This window comes from Paenibacillus sp. KN14-4R (assembly GCF_052180255.1).
Taxonomy (GTDB): domain Bacteria; phylum Bacillota; class Bacilli; order Paenibacillales; family NBRC-103111; genus Paenibacillus_AM.
Window position 1 is genome coordinate 3,739,188 of the sequence record NZ_CP197466.1, and the last position, 20,814, is coordinate 3,760,001.

Annotated in this window: 22 protein-coding genes; 4 read left to right on the plus strand and 18 right to left on the minus strand. The window is 41.1% G+C overall.

Annotation, left to right across the window (positions count from 1 at the left end):
* Positions 1 to 8: 8 nt before the first annotated feature.
* The gene (locus tag ACSBOP_RS18430; protein ID WP_442601959.1) at positions 9 to 692 is read left to right on the plus strand and encodes a M50 family metallopeptidase; all 684 of its coding nucleotides are present in this window, start codon (positions 9 to 11) and stop codon (positions 690 to 692) included.
* Here the strand turns inward: ACSBOP_RS18430 and ACSBOP_RS18435 are convergent.
* From ACSBOP_RS18435 to ACSBOP_RS18450, 4 genes are all read right to left on the minus strand, one after another.
* Complete coding sequence (locus ACSBOP_RS18435) at positions 680 to 1,738, minus strand: nucleoid-associated protein (protein ID WP_442601960.1); 1,059 nt, start codon at positions 1,736 to 1,738, stop codon at positions 680 to 682. The two genes, ACSBOP_RS18430 and ACSBOP_RS18435, sit on opposite strands and share 13 nt — an antisense overlap.
* 355 nt (positions 1,739 to 2,093) lie before the next feature.
* Entirely contained in the window at positions 2,094 to 2,438 is a 345-nt protein-coding gene (locus tag ACSBOP_RS18440) for a GIY-YIG nuclease family protein (protein ID WP_442601961.1), read from the minus strand.
* A 188-nt stretch (positions 2,439 to 2,626) separates the two neighbouring features.
* The gene (gene cspD, locus ACSBOP_RS18445) at positions 2,627 to 2,827 is read right to left on the minus strand and encodes a cold-shock protein CspD (RefSeq protein WP_442601962.1); all 201 of its coding nucleotides are present in this window, start codon (positions 2,825 to 2,827) and stop codon (positions 2,627 to 2,629) included.
* A 236-nt stretch (positions 2,828 to 3,063) separates the two neighbouring features.
* Positions 3,064 to 3,300, minus strand: a complete 237-nt coding sequence (locus ACSBOP_RS18450) for a DUF6953 family protein (RefSeq protein WP_442601963.1) — start codon at positions 3,298 to 3,300, stop codon at positions 3,064 to 3,066.
* A 195-nt stretch (positions 3,301 to 3,495) separates the two neighbouring features.
* Between ACSBOP_RS18450 and ACSBOP_RS18455 the strand changes: the two genes are divergently transcribed.
* Positions 3,496 to 3,936: a hypothetical protein gene (locus ACSBOP_RS18455; protein ID WP_442601964.1), complete on the plus strand. Its 441-nt coding sequence runs from the start codon at positions 3,496 to 3,498 to the stop codon at positions 3,934 to 3,936.
* A gap of 101 nt (positions 3,937 to 4,037) precedes the next feature.
* Here ACSBOP_RS18455 and ACSBOP_RS18460 read toward each other — a convergent pair whose 3' ends face one another.
* Entirely contained in the window at positions 4,038 to 4,286 is a 249-nt protein-coding gene (locus ACSBOP_RS18460; protein WP_442601965.1) for a hypothetical protein, read from the minus strand.
* Positions 4,287 to 4,506: 220 nt separating this feature from the next.
* Positions 4,507 to 5,220: an MgtC/SapB family protein gene (locus tag ACSBOP_RS18465; RefSeq protein WP_442601966.1), complete on the minus strand. Its 714-nt coding sequence runs from the start codon at positions 5,218 to 5,220 to the stop codon at positions 4,507 to 4,509.
* A gap of 259 nt (positions 5,221 to 5,479) precedes the next feature.
* On the opposite strand from ACSBOP_RS18465, the gene ACSBOP_RS18470 reads away from it, so the two are divergent.
* A complete protein-coding gene (locus ACSBOP_RS18470) occupies positions 5,480 to 5,992 on the plus strand; it encodes a hypothetical protein (RefSeq protein ID WP_442601967.1) in 513 nt (170 codons plus the stop codon).
* A gap of 75 nt (positions 5,993 to 6,067) precedes the next feature.
* On the opposite strand, the gene pgmB is transcribed toward ACSBOP_RS18470, so the two are convergent.
* From pgmB to ACSBOP_RS18510, 8 genes are all read right to left on the minus strand, one after another.
* On the minus strand, positions 6,068 to 6,703 hold the full coding sequence (pgmB, locus tag ACSBOP_RS18475; RefSeq protein ID WP_442601968.1) for a beta-phosphoglucomutase: 636 nt from the start codon (positions 6,701 to 6,703) through the stop codon (positions 6,068 to 6,070).
* A 3-nt stretch (positions 6,704 to 6,706) separates the two neighbouring features.
* On the minus strand, positions 6,707 to 8,392 hold the full coding sequence (locus ACSBOP_RS18480; protein WP_442601969.1) for a glycoside hydrolase family 13 protein: 1,686 nt from the start codon (positions 8,390 to 8,392) through the stop codon (positions 6,707 to 6,709).
* 187 nt (positions 8,393 to 8,579) lie between these two features.
* Positions 8,580 to 10,868 (minus strand): glycoside hydrolase family 65 protein, encoded by a 2,289-nt coding sequence (locus ACSBOP_RS18485; RefSeq protein WP_442601970.1) that lies wholly within the window; start codon positions 10,866 to 10,868, stop codon positions 8,580 to 8,582.
* Between the two features lie 12 nt (positions 10,869 to 10,880).
* Entirely contained in the window at positions 10,881 to 11,696 is an 816-nt protein-coding gene (locus tag ACSBOP_RS18490) for a carbohydrate ABC transporter permease (protein ID WP_442601971.1), read from the minus strand.
* Positions 11,696 to 12,562: a carbohydrate ABC transporter permease gene (locus tag ACSBOP_RS18495; protein WP_442601972.1), complete on the minus strand. Its 867-nt coding sequence runs from the start codon at positions 12,560 to 12,562 to the stop codon at positions 11,696 to 11,698. Before ACSBOP_RS18495 ends, ACSBOP_RS18490 begins: the two co-directional genes overlap by 1 nt.
* Positions 12,563 to 12,633: 71 nt before the next feature.
* Positions 12,634 to 13,914 carry an ABC transporter substrate-binding protein gene (locus tag ACSBOP_RS18500; RefSeq protein WP_442601973.1) on the minus strand — a complete coding sequence of 427 codons (1,281 nt, stop codon included), beginning with the start codon at positions 13,912 to 13,914 and terminating at the stop codon, positions 12,634 to 12,636.
* A gap of 56 nt (positions 13,915 to 13,970) precedes the next feature.
* Positions 13,971 to 15,005: a LacI family DNA-binding transcriptional regulator gene (locus ACSBOP_RS18505; RefSeq protein WP_442601974.1), complete on the minus strand. Its 1,035-nt coding sequence runs from the start codon at positions 15,003 to 15,005 to the stop codon at positions 13,971 to 13,973.
* Between the two features lie 202 nt (positions 15,006 to 15,207).
* Complete coding sequence (locus ACSBOP_RS18510) at positions 15,208 to 15,666, minus strand: SRPBCC family protein (protein ID WP_442601975.1); 459 nt, start codon at positions 15,664 to 15,666, stop codon at positions 15,208 to 15,210.
* Between the two features lie 130 nt (positions 15,667 to 15,796).
* On the opposite strand from ACSBOP_RS18510, the gene ACSBOP_RS18515 reads away from it, so the two are divergent.
* Positions 15,797 to 16,594 carry an AraC family transcriptional regulator gene (locus tag ACSBOP_RS18515; RefSeq protein WP_442601976.1) on the plus strand — a complete coding sequence of 266 codons (798 nt, stop codon included), beginning with the start codon at positions 15,797 to 15,799 and terminating at the stop codon, positions 16,592 to 16,594.
* A 12-nt stretch (positions 16,595 to 16,606) separates the two neighbouring features.
* Here the strand turns inward: ACSBOP_RS18515 and ACSBOP_RS18520 are convergent, their stop codons facing one another.
* The 4 genes from ACSBOP_RS18520 to ACSBOP_RS18535 form a co-directional block, all read right to left on the minus strand.
* Entirely contained in the window at positions 16,607 to 16,966 is a 360-nt protein-coding gene (locus ACSBOP_RS18520; RefSeq protein WP_442601977.1) for a response regulator, read from the minus strand.
* Between the two features lie 108 nt (positions 16,967 to 17,074).
* A complete protein-coding gene (locus tag ACSBOP_RS18525; protein ID WP_442601978.1) occupies positions 17,075 to 18,214 on the minus strand; it encodes a response regulator in 1,140 nt (379 codons plus the stop codon).
* A 60-nt stretch (positions 18,215 to 18,274) separates the two neighbouring features.
* Entirely contained in the window at positions 18,275 to 20,011 is a 1,737-nt protein-coding gene (locus ACSBOP_RS18530) for a sensor histidine kinase (RefSeq protein ID WP_442601979.1), read from the minus strand.
* Complete coding sequence (locus ACSBOP_RS18535) at positions 20,008 to 20,721, minus strand: response regulator transcription factor (RefSeq protein WP_442601980.1); 714 nt, start codon at positions 20,719 to 20,721, stop codon at positions 20,008 to 20,010. Before ACSBOP_RS18535 ends, ACSBOP_RS18530 begins: the two co-directional genes overlap by 4 nt.
* Positions 20,722 to 20,814: the final 93 nt, after the last annotated feature.

Consider the following 20,814-nt stretch of genomic DNA (forward strand, 5'->3'; position numbering starts at 1 on the left):
GGTGGGGGATGCAATTGCGTACATGGGGTAAAACGATTGCCTTTTTAATTGGAACAGCAATACTGACACATTTCATTCCATTCTCGTCTTTTTTTAAAAATGTAGATACGCTAATTCATGAATCAGGTCATGCTTTGATGACCCTATTGCTATCCGGGAATGTGCAGTACATTCATCTGTTCTCCGATCACAGTGGGGTTACCTTGTCTACCGTCTCCGGTTCGTGGCGATTCATCCCCATCTCACTTGCAGGCTATATCATCTCTGCGCTGTTCACCGTGCTGCTGTTTTATCTATACAAGACGAATCGACAGAAGCAAGGGCTGCTTATACTTACAATCCTAACGACCCTTGCCTTACTGCTATTCGTCCGTAATGGCTTCGGTGTGATTTGGTGTATCGGATTTATCGTGCTGAATATCGCCACTTATCTATGCACTTGGCCGTGGCTGCGCAATGCTTATTACGCCCTGATTGCTTTTATTTGCTTAGTGGAGTCTGTTGTGGGACCTGTCTATCTACTCTGTCAATCCGTCGTACAACCCGCACGAGCAGGCGATGCCACGAATCTAGCTGAAGCGACATTCCTTCCTGCTTTCGTGTGGTCCCTATTATTTACTGTAGTTGCGCTATGGTGCGCAAGCCACTCCATTCGATTATTTTTACAACAATCTAAATCTCAGGCTTCGTGATTATAATACACTTTGTAGTAGTGCATCTTCTTCTCTTCATCGTAGCCTTTCTCCAGATAATCGAAATTGTCATTTTTCACTTTGATCTCAATGTCAGTATCCAGCCGTATGTCGTTCTTAAACTCCCGCTTTACTTTTTTCAAAGCCGCATGGGAGATCGGGAACTGAGATACGGTTGGCAGTTCATTCATTTCCTCGTAAGTCTCTTTATACGTCTTGAAAATTTGAATATGCTCCGGCGCTTGAAGCACCTTCTCTGTGAATTCTTCTTCTACATATTCATCATGTTGGGCAAAATACTGGATCGTCTGATTAATGAACATCAGCTTATCCTTCTTATCTGTCTGCTCCGACGTCGCAACAATGACATCATCATAAAAGTTCGAGCACATGCGCACATACTGATCCGTTAGGAAATGCTCATCTTCCAGTAAATTGACGCGTAAGAAATCATCCTTCCAATACGCAGCTTCTTCATTGCCTTTCTTAACCGAGTCCACAATACTGACCGCAAAGCCCTCATTGGCCTTAAAGTTAAAGATTAGACAACCCTTGTCCAGTTTCTTAATATTAATGCCTTGCTCGGATTGTACATCAAACAGTGAACCTTCCATTTCATCCACTCTTAAATATACATCTTTATTCTCTGATTTAAATATTCCAAGGGCATTCACAGGGAAATCCTTATATAAAATATTACCGAAATGCACAATATACAGCTCACCAGGTTTAATCTGTGGATGCGTGGATTGCTCATATAAATGACGCAACAAATGAACCGATTGCTCATGAAAGGAAGATCGATCATTAAAAATCTTGTTCGTATACGTATACACTTCGTTCAAGTTCAAATCTGCTTCATGACTGAATTTATAGAACGTCTCGAACTTAAAGCTGTTTAAAAAATATTTCAACAAAACTTGATGAATGTCGTCATTGGGCACCTCATACACATCCTTGGAGATAACCACACCTTCATCTTTAACCTTGTTCCCTACCTTATGAATCACGATATCCTGAATTTGTACTTTAGATAAATCGATCATGCACACAAGCCTACTCTCTTAAATGAAGTCTTTCTATTGTATCTAAAAAACGCAGTTTATGAAAAGGTGTTTTGTGGAACCCCATTAAAAAAAACCCTGATGCATGCATCAGAGCTTCCATTATGTATCCAGCGATATTATTTATCGCTTTTTTTTGCGTGTGAACCGTCGCAGTTGCCGTTCTCATTTTGTGTGTTACCGCATGCGCATTGTTTAGCCATAGTGAACACCTCCGCTCAGTATTATAAGATCGTTAAATACAATATAATACATGAACTAACTTTTGTAAAGTGGATTACATAAAATTAGTAAATGAGGATGATTCTCTTTCTCAATACGACTATTGATGCTAACGTTAATCGTTATATCCACGCTCACCGTAGGGTTGAAGCTCTTTCAGCCATTTTTCCTTCAGCTTCTTCAACTCATCTTTCTCGTCAAAATAGCCCTCTGTCTTCTTCTTCAATACTTCCAGCACCTCAAGCTTAAAGGCATCTTTGCCGAACTCCGTAAATTCGGACTGAAGCTTCTTATTCGGATGTGTACCCATTTCAAGTGTAAATTGCTGTCCGTTCATCCGCTTCAAATTGTTCATTGCCTCCACTAACACTTTGTCATTACGTATATTCGTAATCTTGAACACGCCAGCTTCGGTTTTAATTTCTTTCGCTATTTGTTTCAATTCTTCTCTACGATTCAAGATGGTCCCTCCTAAATATATAGACATAAATAATTATTGTTTACTATTTAATAAACATTTTATGATTTCGTTTATTAAAAGTCAATACCCGAAATCATTCGACAATTACAGAAGAATCCATAAGTAGAACGCACAAAAAAACCGCCCTTAGCAGCGCTAAGAGCGGTTCTTCTATAGTAACTGTAAAATTACAGTTTTACTACGTTTTCAGCTTGTGGTCCACGGTTGCCTTCAACGATGTTGAACTCAACGCGTTGGCCTTCGTCCAAAGACTTGAAGCCGTCGCCTACGATTGCGGAGAAATGTACGAATACATCGTTTCCACCTTCAACTTCGATAAAACCAAAACCTTTTTCTGCGTTAAACCATTTTACTGTACCTTGTTCCATTTTTGTTACCTCCAAAAGTTTATTAACATGATCCTTTTAAAAAAAATAAAACTCACACATTGGAAAAAGAGTCATTGTACAAATGATTCTTTTTCCAATACGTAAGTTCTGGTTTAAAATACATTTGATTTCAATTAATTACATTGTAGCATAGGTTAATCCAATACGCAATTCATTGTAAATATTTACATATATAAGGCACAATACCGAGCATTCGTTTGTGCCTTTTGCAACATTTAATGCCAGCCCCAGAAGAAGCCATCTCTTTCCCAAGCCGCTCTACCACCGTGCATTTTCTTGAAAATCTTCTTTACTTCCTTATCAATAGCTTGATTGCCATTGTCATTCACATAAATAAACGATTCGCCGAAATTCGTTATGATATAGTTCACAGCGTCCGTTTGATATAGGATACCCGCTGACTTTACTTGCTCTAACATCCACTGTGCTACATCATTTGCTGCGTATGCCATCCGTATCACTCCATTAATAGTAATAGAAGTAATGGTATCACAAGTGCATGAAAAACCCCAACTTTTAAATCAATTTTTACTTTCACTTCATTTCAGATTAAGGTTCATCTTGTATATTATAAAAAGTGAAACGACTTGCATTATCCTACGTAGTAGATTATATGCACGAAATACATGGAAAAGAGGAATGTACATATGCATCCGAAACAGTTTATTATGGTCGGCACAATGGCATTCGCCATTACAATTGGTTTTACATTTTGGAAAGAGGACAATCAGGTTCATGCAGCTAGCATCCAGCTTGTTAAAGTGGACACGCAAACAACCGACAAACAAGAAGAGTTAACATCAGTCTCTCCATATACAGATCTTAACAATAACGAGTCATTCAAGATGACGCTTGGCGCATCATCTGATGAAGACATCTATGACGCACTTTATGACGGGAAGACGTTAGCCGATATTGCGGCAGGGAATAACCAAGATGTCCAGAGCATCATTAACTTGCAAGTTGCCGAGATGACCGCGCAATTAGATGAACGTCTTGCCAGCGGCAGCATTACGCCAACTGTGTATCACGCTCAAAAGTCCGAGCTATCATCCATCATTACAGATAGTGTGTATGGTCATAAGTAGCTACGGTTACTGCTGCATAAAGAAAAAAGAAAAGCCACTGCTCCAAAGTCCATTTCTGTTGGACTTATCGAGCAGTGGCTTTTTATTTGTTATGGATTCAATTATTTACTCATAATCACAGATTGCGTAACCATCGATCTCACCATAAAGAATATTCCGCAACCCAATAATAATCCCATTCCAATCAAAACATAAGCAGCAACTGCTTGCTCCTGTCCACTTGCGAGATGTGTCCCAACGTAAGACTCCAGCAATGCCGACACAAAGAAAAAAACAGCTAGCATAAGCGAGTTTTTAACTTTCGTACGTAAAATTTCAATTGATTTCGTATGTAAGGCTCTGGTCCACATTAGGAATCCCCCTGCAAGTTATAATTTTGTCTGAATTATTACACTTATTAAATTATCACAAATATTATAAAAATAACAGTATTATTTATCAAAAATTCGCCACATCTTCTCGTCTTTATTGTGACAAATGGAACAAAGTCTTGACTTATTCAAAATGGAGGAAATAAAAAAGGAATGTTTCTTAGGTCTAAAATCTACCTTAGAAACATTCCTTTAGGGGCTATAAATGTTCGACTTCCACGGATAGGACATGTTCAATTTGCTTGATATCATAATAAATTTCCGTGGTGTAACGGTTTTTGGGAACCGTAAGGGTCATTACAATTAGCTGCGTGTTCTCGTCTAAATCTCTTATTTTCAAATCACGAATCTTGTAGTCGCCCTTATTTTCCTGCCCGCTTTGATTCTTTTGTTCGATGCGCTTAATCAGATTGGTCATCTTCGTGTTCGACTCTACCCTGATCTTGATGGCAACCTCTTCCCGATTCAGCTTCTTAGGTCCTAGCAGCTTGATGAGAAATGGAACAAAGTTAACAGCCAAAATGATCAGAATCACACCGCACACCGCTTCTAGATAAAATCCAGCGCCAATTGTAATACCTAATGCAGACGCTGACCAAATGAGTGCGGCAGAGGTAAGTCCAGATATGACGTCATTATTTTTCCGCAAAATAACACCGGCTCCGATAAAACCGACTCCGCTCACAATCTGTGCCGCAAGTCGCATGGGGTCCATATTCGGATGGTTGGTGCCAGCAAATTTACTGAATGCCTCAATGGATACAATTGTTAGTAAACAGCTCGCAATACAGATCACCATGCTCGGTCTGAGTCCTAACTGCTTCTGTTTAATCTGTCGATCAATGCCGATCAATAGACCGCATAACAAAGCCAGACATAATTTCAACATCATTTCAAGAGATGTCATGTTCATCACTTCTTTTGTAGGAAATATTCGTTCTGCCTATTCTAGTCCTCGCACTCGGAGATGTCAACTTGTCAAAATTGAAGCTAGAGCAATCCCATTTGCCTTGCCTTCTCAACGGCTTCTACAAAAATCGGTAGTTATTATTATGAAGAGTCAAAGTTAGAATCACTTGGTAAAAATACATTTTCCCCATTAAAATATGCATATAATACATATAAGCTCAGATAGTTCTCAATTCACATATATAACCAGGAGGTAATTCCAATTGAATAATTACAAAAAGTATTACACATTCTTATCACTATTAGTAATTATTGTATTAGGCACTTGGTATACTTTCAGCAAAACGCCAAACTCGAAAAAAATTGTCATTGCTTACAATGGAGATACTTATAAAACCATAAATCCTGATTACAAAAAAAATATCAAAATTGAACTTGATGGAAACTATGATAAAAAAACAGAAAAATACATAGGAAAACTAGCGATAAATGAAAAAAAATATAATTATTGCATGTTATCATCTGGATTTGGAGTCATTTGCTATGATCAAAATATAAGAATACGTTTAGGGCAAATATATGCAGATAGTAGTTTTAATCGTTTTACAATAGAAATTGAGGACTATCAAACCATACTTGATCTCACGAAGGAATTGAATCAACAGAAAGAAAACCTCATTATAAGTTATCCCTCGAATAGTAGAGATCAAACTATGATTTTATATAATTCCCTTCAAAATGATTATTATGATAAAGTCGAGAAAAGCAGCAAATAATGATCACGCAAAAAAGACCCAACCCCCTCATCAAGAGGAGATTAGGTCTTCCTATCATTATGATTTACATCCTGATTACGATAGCAGTGAAATGTTTAATTCTGCAGTAGAAGGCAATGTTGTATCACCGATAACACCAATACCAATGGAACTTATCTGTGCTTTTTGCAATGCCTCAATTCCTGCTTCTGCATCTTCAATGCCAACCGCTTCACTCGCTTTAACACCCAGTCCTTGAATGGCATCTAGGAAAATATCTGGTGCTGGCTTGCCGTTGACGATATGATTCACATCCACGATATATTCGAAATAATCGAGAATGCCAAGCTTCTCCAGAATCATCGGTGCATTCTTGGATGCAGAGCCTATCGCCATCTTAATCGATGCTGCTTTTAGTTCTTGAAGGAACGCTTCGATACCTGGTAGCAGATCCGCTGCAGTTACATCTTCAATAAGAACTTTATACTCTTCGTTCTTTTCATTGGCTAATCGTTCGATCTCTTCAGGCGAATAAGCATCCAGCTTATTGCCATGAGCGAGTATTCGCTTGAGTGAATCGATACGAGAGACGCCTTTGAGCTGTTCATTGAACGATTCATCGATCTGAATACCGAGCTTATCAGCCATATTTTTCCATGCAAGGTAGTGGTACTTTGCCGTGTCTGTAATGACACCATCTAAATCAAATACGACAGCTTTCGTTGTTCGCATGCGTTATACCTCCAGATACACGACTGCTTCATAAGGTCTTAATTGCAATTGTTCTGGCGCGGCAGCACTATCTTCATAATTGCTTAGTAGCTGCGTCCAATTTGCACCTTGTACATGCTCAGGTAGATCAACCGATGGCGTATTGCCATAGAAGTTCGCTACTACAAGTAGACGTTTGCCTTCATATTCGCGTGTATATGCGAAAATTTCTGGGTGATCTTCAAGAATCAGCGCATATTTGCCATGAACAACGATTGGAACTTGTTTGCGCAGTTGAATTAATTTCTGATAGTGATAGAAAACAGAATTCGGATCTTGCAGCGCCGCACTTACGTTGATTTCCTCATAACTCGGATTCACCTTAAGCCAAGGTGTACCTGACGTAAAGCCAGCGTGTTCACTCGCATCCCATTGCATCGGTGTACGAGCGTTATCCCGTCCTTTGTAATGAACAGCCTTCAAGAATTGCTCGTGTGTGAGCGTGCCATTCTCCTGCACAAGCTCGCGATATGCATTACGAATCTCGATATCGTCATATTCTTCAATGGCATACGCGCAGTTCACCATACCAATCTCTTCCCCTTGGTAGATATAAGGCGTGCCCTTCAAGAAGTGTAGAACGGTACCTAGCATCTTCGCACTTACAACACGGTGCTCCCCATCATTACCCCAGCGGGATACGATACGCGGCTGATCATGATTGTTCCAGTACAAGCTGTTCCAACCACCAACTTCAAGCTCTGTCTGCCACTTTGTCAGATTCGCTTTTAGCTCTACCAGGTTCATATCTCTCATCGCCCACTTGCCGTTCGGCGTTCCTTGCTCAGTATCCAGATCCATATGCTCGAACGTGAAAATCATATTCAGCTCGTTGCGCGATGGTTCTGTGAACAGTTTCGCTTCACTTGGGGATGATCCTGGTGCTTCACCTACGGTCATGCAATCGAATTTCGACAGCACTTCGCGGTTCATATCTTGCAAAAATTCATGCAAACGCGGACCGTTTGTATGGTATTTGCCGATCAGGTATTTATGACCTTCGACTTTGTCATAATCCGGATAGTCCTGGAACTTGGAGATGGAACTGATAACATCCAGTCGCCAGCCGTCCACCCCTTTTTCCATCCAGAATGTCATGAGATCCCATACATCCTTGCGGAGTTGTTCATTTTCCCAGTTCAAATCCGGTTGTCTCTTGGAGAAATAATGTAAGAAATACTGCTCCGTCTCTTCATCATACTGCCAAGCGGAACCGCTGAAGTAGGAACCCCAGTTGTTCGGCTCTGATCCGTCTTCCTTACCGTCTTTCCAAATATAATAGTCCCGATACGGGTTGTCTTTACTCTTGCGACTCTCAACAAACCACTGATGCTCATCTGAAGTATGATTCACAACAAGGTCCATGACGATCTTAATGCCGCGTTTATGCGCTTCATCGATCATTGCGAACATATCTTCATTCGTCCCGAACTGCTCATACACACGCTTATAATCGCGGATATCATACCCGTTATCATCTTGCGGGGAGTCAAATACTGGACTTAGCCAGATGACGTCGATGCCGAGTTCTTTGAGATAATCCAATTTCTCAATGATGCCAGGGATATCCCCCATGCCATCACCGTTGGAGTCGTTAAAACTTCTTGGATAAATTTGATAGACGACTGAGCTTTTCCACCAATCTTTCATATGTGTTACCTCCTAAATGGTAGTGATGTAAAAAGAGGTCACTACAGATAAAGAGAGTGTTTCCGGTCGCTGTTGAACTCGTAAATTTTGAATTGACTATGTGGTATATTTACGATTTCAAAGGCGAACGCTAACGCTCCTCCAACACTCTCTTTCTCTTCCGTTTACTTTTTAATAACTTCTTCAATTAGTTCGATTTCACAATTTCTTTCTCTAGCAGGACACTTTCGTCCATCAAATTCAAGGTTAGAGCTTCACCACGAAGCAATTCTAAGCGCGTCTCGGTTTGGGAGACGGTTACTTTTAGCAAGCGATCGCGGTAATTGATCTTGAATGAATATTTATCCCAGCCTTTTGGTAAAAGCGGCTTAAAGGACAACGTTTCATTGCTTGTGCGCATACCTGCAAATCCTTGTACGATTGCAAGCCAGCTGCCTGTCATCGAAGTGATGTGCAGACCGTCTTCCGTGTCATTGTTATAGTTATCTAGATCTAATCTAGCTGTACGTTTATACATCTCTACGGCTTTCTCTTCCATGCCAAGCTCAGCAGCTAGTACGGAGTGAATACATGGAGAAAGACTCGATTCGTGAACCGTCATTGGCTCATAGAACGCAAAGTTTTTGCGTTTTTGTTCCAGGCTGAACTGCTCACCGAAGAAGTATATCCCTTGCAATACATCGGCCTGCTTAATGAAGCATGAACGTAGGATGCGATCCCAAGACCATTTTTGATTCAATGGACGCTGCTCCGGAGCAAGCTCGCTAACTGGCATCAGATCTTTATCCAAGAACGTGTCATGCTGCACGAAAACATCTAATTCCTCATCATATGGCAGATACATTTTCTCCGTAATCGACTGCCACTTCACTTGTTCGGATTCCGTAACCTGAAGGGTGTCCAGATGCTTGACTGCTCCTGCCGCACGAAGATCTTCAATCACCTTCAATGTGTAGGACAAGCACCATTTAGCCATAAAGTTAGTGTACCAGTTGTTGTTCACATTGTTCTCATACTCATTCGGTCCTGTTACACCATGAATCATGAACATTTGCTTACGCTTGGAGAAATGTACGCGATCCGCCCAGAAGCGTGCGACGCCAACAAGAACTTCAATACCGAACTGTTCAAGGTATGATTTATCCCCTGTATAATTCACATAGTTATGAATCGCATAAACCATTGCAGCATTACGATGAATCTCTTCAAATGTGATCTCCCACTCGTTATGGCACTCTACACCTGTGAATGTAACCATCGGATATAGTGCACCTTGCAAGCCTTGTTGTCTTGCATTGTGATATGCGCCTTCGAGCTGGTTATAGCGATAAAGGAGTAGATTACGAGTCACTTCTTTACCTGCTACAGATAAGTAAAGTGGAACTGCATAAGCTTCTGTATCCCAGTAAGTCGCTCCGCCGTATTTTTCACCTGTAAAGCCTTTAGGACCAATATTGAGTCTAGAGTCTTCACCATAGTAGGTCGAGAACAATTGGAACAAGTTATAACGAATCCCTTGCTGCGCTTCTTCGTCACCTACGATTTCAACGTCAGAGATTTCCCATCTTTCCAACCATTTTTCAACATGCGCTTGCTTGAGTGACTCATACCCTGCTTGAACGGCTTGATCAAGAATATGCTGAGATCCCTTAAGTACTTCACTTTCTGCATAATCACGAGATGAAGTTACGCTAATATATTTATGAATACCGACTGTTTCGCCTTCGTTTGCTTGCATACGAACAGAGTTAGCTACGAACATTCCGCGCTCAGTAGCAGCGATTTCAGCTTCTTTCGTTGGAGCAACATGCATGCTTGCAGCAACTGTAAACTGCGGTGTTCCGAATGGATTTGCTTTGGTTTTCGTTACCAAAGATCCACCAAACAACTGCGACGAACGTTCGATCTCCGACCAGAAAGTCTCTTCATAGTTGGAATCTTCGTTATGCACATTTCCATCTAAGTATGGTGTAAATGTAACTTCACCAGCATAGTTCAGCGGTGTTGCCGTATAGGAGATCGCACAAATTTCTTTACGTTCCACGCTTAGGAAGCGCTCAACTTTAATTAGCGTCTCTTTCTTACCTTTTACCACAATAAATTGTCTGCTAAGAATGCCAGTCTGCATATCAAGCTCCAGGTGGAAGTCGCGGACTTCATCTACATGAAGATCCACTTCTCCCCCGTCTACTTGCACCCCAATGCCGATAAAGTTAAGTGAGTTAATTACTTTACCAAAATACTCGGGATAGCCGTTCTTCCACCAGCCCACCTTCGTCTTATCGGGGAACCATACACCCGCGATGTAACTTCCTTGATGGGAATCACCTGAATACGTTTCTTCAAAGTTCCCGCGCATTCCCATATAACCGTTACCGATCGACGTTAAACTTTCTGCAAGTCTGCGATTTTTCTTATGGAGCGTGCTTGTCGATAGCTTAAAACTATTAATATCAAACAATCGCTTCTCGTTCATCCTAAATTCCTCCTACTTCACCGATCCTTGAGTAATGCCTTGAATAATTTGCCGTTGCGCAAAGAAGTACAAAATAATAATTGGAATAATCCCTAGTGTTAGACCTGCAAGCGCTAAGTGCCATTGCTTCGTATATTCACCAAAGAAATAGAACATTTTGAGAGGGATTGTTTGTTTTCCTTCTTGATTTATGACTAAAGACGGCAATAGATAGTCATTCCAGATCCAGATCGTATTCAAAATACCAACTGTAACCGTAATCGGCTTCAGGATTGGGAACACAATTTTCCAGAATGTTTGAAAACTATTGCAACCGTCAATTTTGGCAGCTTCATCTAATGTGATTGGAATCGAGCTCAATGAACCATGGTAGAGGAATATGGACAAGCTTGATCCAAATCCAAGGTACATGACAATGATACCGACTCTATTCAACATTTCTACTTTACCAAACAACGTAATAAGTGGAATCATTACGGATTGGAATGGAATCAACATTGCCGCGACAAACACTAAGAAAATAACGCCGCTAAGCTTTGTCTTCGTTCTAGATAAGGCATAAGCAGACATCGAAGCAAATACGACGATAAACAATACCCCAACTACTGTAATTAATACCGAGTTTAAGAAAGTGTGCCAAAAATCGAGCTGTTGAGCCGCTTTCGTATAGTTATCAAATGTCCAAACTTGCGGTAATCCAAGTGTATCTGTAAAAATTTCTTTCTTGGTCTTAAGTGAATTCACAATCATTAAATAGAAAGGTGATAACCAAAGTAACCCGAGTAAAATTCCTAGAATCTCAATTAATAAATGTTGTTTCCTTTTCATTACAACTCCACCTCACGCTTCTTGTTGTAATAAACCTGAGTCAGGGCAATCGCTGCAACAATTAGGAAGAAGATAATCGCTTTTGCTTGCGAATAAGCCATTTGATTTTCCCCAAACGCGGATTTAAAAATGTTCATCGCAACCATTTGAGTTGAGTTGTAAGGTCCCCCGCCTGTTAAAGACAAGTTCTGATCATATAATTTGAACGAGTTAGATAAAGTTAAGAACAAGCTGACTGTAAACGCAGGTGCAACGAGCGGGAATGTGATCGCTTTGAATCTCTGGAACGCATTCGCTCCATCAATTTCAGCTGCTTCAATTAGATCCTGCGGTACATTTTCCAAGTAAGCGACATAAATAACCATGATGTAACCGGCCATTTGCCAGCTCATGAGAATAACGAGTCCCCAGAAACTTGTTGTCGGTGTGGATAACCAACCCTGCAAAGACTCTATACCAAGCGCACTACCTACAGCGCTGAAAACTTTAATGAAGATGAACTGCCAGATAAAACCTAGAATGAGCCCACCAATTAAGTTTGGCATGAAAAATACAGTTCTTAAAATATTCTTGGATTTGATCTTTGAAGTTACGATTAGGGCTAAGCCAAGACCAATGATATTAATAAAAAAGATGGAGGCAAGTGAAAACTTCGTCGTGAACCATAATGAATTTAGGAATACTTTATCATGTAATAATTTGGCATAATTCCCAAGCCCTACGAATTCAGTCGACTCAATACCGTTCCAGTTTGTAAAGGAATAGTACAACCCAAATAGTAACGGAACGATAACAACAATGAATAATGCAGCCATCGTTGGGGCTAGGAATAGCCAGAACGCAAGGCTATTTTTGTTGCTTTTCATAAAATATCCTCCTTCATCGAGTCATAAATAAAGTGGCTTACAAAGCCACTTTATTTACTACCTCTGTCGCTTTATCTAGCTGCTTTCCAAGTATTCTTCGCATTTTGAATGAGTTGATCCCAAGTCAATTTACCACTTACGTATTGCTGAATATCTGCACCTAGCTTGTCCATACCCCATGCACTTGGGTAACCCATGAATACCCAACCAATTGTTTTACCTTCTTGTGCATATTTGTAGATTTCTTTGGAGATTGGATCGGAAATTTTAGCTGTGTCATAACCATCGTAAGCTGGAATGAATTTGAAATCTTCAAGTACAGTTTTCTTACCAGCATCAGAAGTGTACAACCAGTCTAAGAATGCTTTACTTTCTTTCTTCACTGCATCGCTCTTCTTGTCATTCACAGCCCAGTACATAGGAACGCCAACTGGAATGCTGTCTTCTTTGTATCCTTCAACTGGAAGTGGCAAGATGCCTACATTGTTTGCAGCGAACTCCTTATCGATACCTTGAATGGAACCATATACCCAGTTCCCTTGTTGAATGAATGCCACTTTACCATTGGAGAACAGTTCTTCTACTTGTTTGGAGTAGTCCAAGCTCACTGTTGGTTGAACGGAATATTTTTGTTGTAAATCAAGAACTTTCTTGAAAGCATCTTGATATTTGAATTGAATTTCTTTGGCTTGGTACGTTTTGGATACATCGCCATCAAACTCAGCTGCTAAGAACGGATTGGATAGGTGTAAACCAGTTACCCAAGTTTCTTTTGCAGGGAATGCTGTAACGGAATCAAGACCCAATTCTTTTTTCTTGGAATCAATCAATACCGCTGCATCTTCTAGAGCTTTATAGGACTTGATTGTGCTAGGATCAATGCCTGCTTTTTTGAAAACTTCTTTATTGTAAAGGAATCCATATCCTTCTTGTGCAAAAGGAAGGCCATATACTTTATTATCAACGGATACACCTGTCAGTGTTCCTTTTAATGCTTTCTTAGAAGCTTCGGTATCGGATAGATCAGCGAGCTTAGCTTTCCAGTCCGCAACGTCTTGTGGTCCACCTACGTTAAAGATTGCTGGTTCAGCGCCCGAAGCGAACTTCGATTTCAGTGCAGCACCATAATCATCGCCGCCACCTACAGTACTGATGTTGATTTTCACGTTTGGATGCAAATTCTCGTAGTCTTTAACTACTTTCTCGAATTGATCCTTAAATTCTACCTTAAATTGAAACACATCAATTACCGTTTGTTCTGCTGATGCCTTTTCCCCATCCTTACTGGTACAACCTGCTAAAGCCCCTACTACAAGTGCACTTGCTGCTAATACCGCAATCCCTTTTTTCATTTCTTTGACCTCCTCTAGTTGCGTAAATATCTATAAACACTGTTTAACAGTATTTATCATGGTTGTGGAAAATCTCTTTTGACCAACTTGTGATCAACAATGACTTTATGTTCGACTTGTTTATTATTCATCACATCGATCAGCATCTGACATGCGCGGGAGCCAATCTCTTCTGCGTGAATCTCAATACTGGAGATACATAGGCTCGCATTAACGAAATAAGAGCTATTGTTAAATCCAGCGATTCTCACATCTCTTGGAACTTGAATACCCATACCCGATAATTGTTCGATAACAAAGCCACCGACTTGATCATCCAGCACAATAAGAGCGTCAGGCTTATCCTGTGAGGAAAACATACTCTTTAAACAAATCGAATTTTCCGTATACAGACTGTCTGTTAGAATGAAAGCTTCATTAATAGGTAGCTGATGCTCCTTAAGTGCTTTCTTATAGCCATTCAAACGATTCACCGTCACGACAGATTTTGTCGTTCCACCTATAAAACCAATTCTTCGCTTTCCATTAGCGATTAAATAAGAAGTTAAATCTTTGGATGCTTGAAAGTTATCGTTATCGACACTGTAAACACCCGTTTCATCTTCGTAACTACCGATTAACACGTACGGGAAGTGGGTTTTGCGTAAATACTCAATCCCTTCATCCTTTACCTTCGAACGCATGAGGATAATCCCATCAACCTTCTTGCCATTGATGTATCGACCGATAGCATCCACTTCAGATACTTTATTGGTAGATATTAGAATATCGTAACCGCTTTCACTGGCTATCGTACATATTCCCCGAAGAGACTCTTGAAAGAAAGAACCTGCATAAAAAGCCTCCGCATTCTGAATCGGCATCACGATCCCGATCGTCTTGGTCGATTTATTCGCCAAACTTCTTGCTACTTCGTTCGGGTGATAGCCTAATTCTTTAATGATTTGATAAATCTTATCTTTCGTCTTCTGACTAATTCGCGGGTGATCCGAGAGTACTCGAGATACCGTGGATTTTGAAACCCCAGCGAGTTCAGCGATCGTCGAAAGGGTCGTATTTTTCGGCTCGATGCGAAGCGCCTCCTCTTCCAAGTTATTCTAACTTCGAGTTTGTGCAACCGGTTGTTCTTTGTTGCGCAACCGTTTGCATAGTATTGTGCAACCGGTTGAACTAATTGTAGCACTCCACTTTTTAAAAGTAAATAGGAAGCGTATTCATAGGATACTGGTAAAATAATACTGGTACTTTAACAAAAAAAACGCCCTCAAATGAAGGGCGAGCTCATCATCTATTTTACCAACCAAAATCAATGGTCTTACCCGTCTCTGCATAGGTCTTGATGTTGCTGAGGATCATCCACCAGCTTTTCTCGGTATTTTCGAAGGAAGGGTGATTCTCTGTGAATTGATCGTTAATCAGGGTGAACTTGGTACAGCTCCCCACTTCCTCAAGTGTCATTGTAATCCGCGACTCTAATTCTGCATGATTCGGGTAATATGACGGTCCAGGATGCTCAACACAACTGAACAACTTATTCGGCTCAAATGCCAAAATCGTCCCGTAGACATGAACTGTCTGATCTCCATCATTACCTGGGCCTACATATTGATAAGGCGCACCTGCTTCAAATGTAGATTCCAGATCGCATCCAAAAAAGAGTTTACGCGTTCCTTCCGGTGTAACGAGCGCATCCCATACGACTTCTGGTTTGGCATTGATATAAAATTCATATTTCAAGTTCATTTCTTTCATGTCCTCGGCTCCTTCGATATTCAAATACATGATTGTGATGTGCTACTATTAGTTTATCTTCCATTTTTATTGGAGTCTTGTAAAAACGCGACAACGTTTCATCTTTTCAATCGAATAGGAGGAACTAATCATGAATCCAACTTTCCCTATGCCGAGTATGGGCATCCTTAACCTGCAAACGAGTACACAAAAATTCTCACTCACGCGTCATGCTCCATCTGAGGATTTAAGTCCTTTCGTCAAGCATTATTGGATCGTGAAATGGGATTTACGAGGACAAGAACCCTATCTCCAATATTCCGTGCCAAATCCTTGTGTGAATCTCATATTTGAGCCCCATCATTCTGCTTTTTATGGCCTTGCTAAACAAAAAAACGCAAAGCTTCTCCAAGGAAAAGCAAGCGCATTCGGCGTGAAGTTTAAACCCGGAGGCTTTTATCCTTTTGTAAAATGGCCTGTCTCCCGTCTAACGAATCGTTCAATCATGCTAACAGATGTGTTTCATGTGGATGCTGCTAAATTTGAAGCGACTCTCTTTTCCCAGGAATCTGATCATGCTCAGATCAACCTTGTCGAAGATTTACTCCGCCGTCACCTTCCGCACCCTGATCCCACAACCGCTATGATTGATAAAATGGTAGAACGAATTCATGAAGATCTGGACATCACAAAAGTAGACCAGCTATGCGAACTTTTTCAAATGAACAAGAGATCACTTCAGCGCATTTTTAACCAATATGTGGGTGTAAGTCCGAAATGGGTCATCAAGCTGTATCGCTTGCAAAATGCGGCAGAATCGATAGATCGCAGCTCCCGTCCCGATTTCCTCCAGCTCGCAACCGAACTTGGCTATTACGATCAATCGCATTTCATTAAGGACTTTAAGTCCATTGTCGGCCAGACGCCAGATGCCTATACGAAGCACTAAGCCAGGCAATTATTACTTCAACACTTTGCGAACGGCATGCTCAACACGGTCTTTGGAAAGCGGCTTCACCAAAAAATCCATTGCACCGCTGTAAATTGCGTCAATAAGCATGTCTTTTTGTCCCATTGCTGTGCACATAATAACCTTTGCCTCAGGATGGCTGCGCTTAATCTCTTTTAACGCTGAAATTCCATCCATATCAGGCATTGTAATGTCCATTGTCACAAGATCGGGCTTTAACTTGTCATATAAATTCACAGCTTCCTTCCCATTGCGGGCTTCAGCTACAACGTTCATACCCATACCTTCCAATATATCGCGCATGACCATCCGCATGAATGCGGTATCGTCTACTACCATGACTGCAGCCATTTATGTTCAACTCCCTTTTTCAATCCAATTGCATACCCTCATTAAAACAAATGCTTCTGAACAAAAAATGAACAAAAAAAGCAACTACCCAAAATTTCAGGTAGATGCCTATGCATAAGAGGACAATTTCCAATTGTCATACCAAGCGATCGTCTTCTGGCTTGGCGTAACATCTAGTTCATTTAGGACTAAGACTAGACGTTCGTACTGCTCTTCGACTGCTGCTTTGTCCTCTAATTGATCATAAACTCTCATCAGTTCCAGATAACATGTTTCCTCATAAGGGTCCTGCTGCTGCACGCGCAGATACACCATCATCGACTCGTTCAAGAACTCTTGCTCCAAATAATATTCACCAAGCAAATAGGCATGCTGTATCCACAGCTTTCTTAAACGCTGCCTCTCATGTTCCGCCCATAAATAATCGCAGTCGGATAAATAATCACCCGAATACATCTCTAGCAGCCTTTGATACGCATGGATATTATCGCTTGTTACTCCATCCAACTGCTTCAGTGCCTGTTCCCACTCTTCGGTATCGAGCCGTACACGAGCTGCATCAAGTACGTATCCTTCCTTCATGCTCAGACTGTGAATATGTATATCCACACCGATTCGCTTCAAAGCTTGTCTGACCTGATAAATAGTCGTATATAGGTGCGTTGTTGCTTTGGGAATGTCATAATCCGGCCAGAGTAATTCAAATAAGACATCTTTACGCACAAGTTGACCTCGGTGATGGAGCATATAAGCGAATAGCTCCTGAGCTTTAGCTGTACGCCATTTAAGAATTACTGGTTCATGTCCTGACATTTCAATTTGCATCGTGTGCAAACATTTAAGTAGGATCGAGTGTGGAGCAACTTCTTGTACTTCCGGATTATTAAGTATACTCATCTTCAGACGTTCTACGGTTCTTGTCAGCCGATCCCTTCGAATAGGCTTTAACACGTAATCGAGCGCATACAGATCAAAAGCTTGAACTGCATACTCGTCAAAGGCCGTGACAAACACGATTTTGACAGCAGGATAAGTTTCTTGGATCAACTCAGCCGCCTGTAAACCATAGATACCCGGCATATGAATATCGAGAAACACGACATCTGGCTGCAATCTACTTACCTCATCTATCGCTAAAGAGGAATCCATATAAGACCCGATTACCTCTATGTCTGGTATTTCCTGCAACAACTTCCCAAGCTGCATCAACGCTAAATTTTCATCGTCTACTAACATCGCCCGTATCAATTTTGTCACCCCATTACTTATATCGGAATGCAATCTTATCAATTGTATCTATTGTTAGGTCTAATCTAATAATCGTGGAAATTTCAAAATAATTTTGGTACCTGAACCTACGCCGGATATCACTTGGATCACGCCCTGATGAGCGTCGACGATTGCCTTGGCAATACTCATACCCAGTCCAGCACCGTCAATACCTTCTTCTGTATTGGTTCCACGATAGTAGCGTTCGAACAAGTTACGCTTCGTCTCCTCATCCATTCCAATTCCGTTGTCTTCGACGTATATAACCGCATGGCTCACTTCCACTTCGGTCCTTACAATAATTTGTGTGCCGGCCGGATTATGCTTAACTGCATTCATAATCAGATTGTCCAGCATCCGACGAAACCAATGGGTATTGGCCTTCACAAACAAATCATCTTCATACTCTTCAAATATAAAATCTACCTGCTGAATGGTTGCATCGTTCACATATCGGAGAACAGCGCGTCGAACGAATTCATTCAGTTCAATGCTTTCTTGCATTTGGACCGTATTATTTTTTAATTGAAACGTTAGGGAGAAGTCTTGCAGCAATTCCACCATATAATCGCCTTTTCCTCGAATCATACTCCCCATTTCCTTTAATTCCTTTTCCGTAAAGGTAAATTGACCGCTTTCCAGCAAATGCCCGTAACCTTGTATCGTCGCAAGTGGTGTTCGAAGATCATGGGATATGCCAGTCATCCACTCTTCTCTTGTCTTTTCCAGACGAACACGTTCCTTCTCGGAAGTCTCTAGTTTAGCTGCCATGTCATAAAATCCGTCAATGACTTCTTTATATAAGCGATAGCGCATGCGAAGTTTGCCATTTTTTCGAAATACTTTTTTTCGATCTTTATCTGGCAATGCTTCGTGATAATGACCTTGCCCCATTCGTTCAAACCAGTCAGTAAAAAGTAACAAAGGCTGGCCGTAGCGATAACCGTTCCAAGTCGCGAAAGCAAGAGTCAACAGCAGCAAACCTCCACCTAAGTATATTAAGCCTAGAATGAAATCATTTAGAATCGCCTGTTTGGCTACATCACGTTGTTCCTTCCTATTATGCAAAATCCAGGTGTTTCCCGACTGATTGTCAAAATAAACGGCAATATCGGAAATATGCAGGGCCGGCTCCACGCGCATGGAGATGAGCTCAAGTGGACGATAAGGTTCTTGGCGCTTTGCAGCTCCAAGCGATTGAACGACTTTACCCTCTGAATCGACAATCTCTATATATTGCTCGGACTTTCTGATCTGTGATTCTAGAGTTACCATGGATTGCGAACTTATCCTTCCGTTCTCTCCATAAGATTGGAACCAATCTTCCAGCTTATCCACGCCTTCATCCTCTAAGCCAAGCATATAAAAGTACGGTTTATCCATTGTTTCAAGATAGGTCATGATCCGAAACGACCCCATTCGGCCCTTCTCCTCGATTTGAAGAAGTTCCGTCGCTCCATAGGAAGTCTTCAATCCATCAGGCACATTCGATGAAAAGACAACCTTACCTTCCGCATCAACGATTTGGAGCCAACAACCTGATTTTTTAAGTTGATCCGTCCACCGTGCTGGTACTTTTGCACGATTTTCTTCAAAAATTGTTTCCGTTGCTATATTCGATACGGCTCCAATTGGGAATGTCTTTTTTAAATCCTTATTTACTAAATTTTGAAGAATTAAGAGCGAGGCAGCAAGTAAGGTGACCACGACAAACACCCACAGGAAAAAAAATTGTGCTGTAAAATGAACAGCTATCCTTCTTCGGATTCGGCTCATGTGTTCTTTTCCTTCATTAATTTATAACCTAGCCCGCGAACAGTAACCAAATATTTGGGCTCACTTGGGTCTGTTTCAATACGCTCACGGATCTTGCGAACATGCACCATAACCGTGCTGTCATCACCAACGCCATCAATGCCCCAAACAGCCTCATACAGCTGCGATTTAGAGAAAACAATATTCGGATGTTTGCACAAATAGAGCAGCAATTGATAAACCTGGGCAGGACAAGAAACGGGCTCATCTTCGACCAACACCTCTCCCGCTTCTTCGTTCACTGTAAAATGTCCAAAGTCGTACAGAATAGGAGTCTCCACTCTTCTAGCTATTGTCGGCACAATGCCTCTGCGCAGCCTCGCCTTAATTCGAGCCGCCACCTCTAGAGGATTAAACGGTTTCGTTACATAATCATCTCCACCTGTCGCAAAACCAGTCAGCACGTCTAGATCCGAGGTTCTGGCTGTTATATAGATGAGATGAGCGTCAGATAACTCTCTGATTTTGGGACACAATTCGAACCCGGTTTGATCCGGAAGCATGACATCAAGCAGAACAATATCCGCTCCATATTTGTTTAGAAGCCGTAATGCCTCCTGCGCAGTACCTGCCGTATAAATATGGTTGAATCCTTCTTTGCGCAATACCATTTCGAGCATTTGCAAGATGGATTTCTCATCGTCGATCAGTAATATTTTTGCGTTATACATCTTATCCCTCCCTGCCTATCCTACCTACATCTATTCTACCAAATCTTTCTTAACTCCAGCTAAACAGGCAAGATTCATGTTTAGGAAACATTA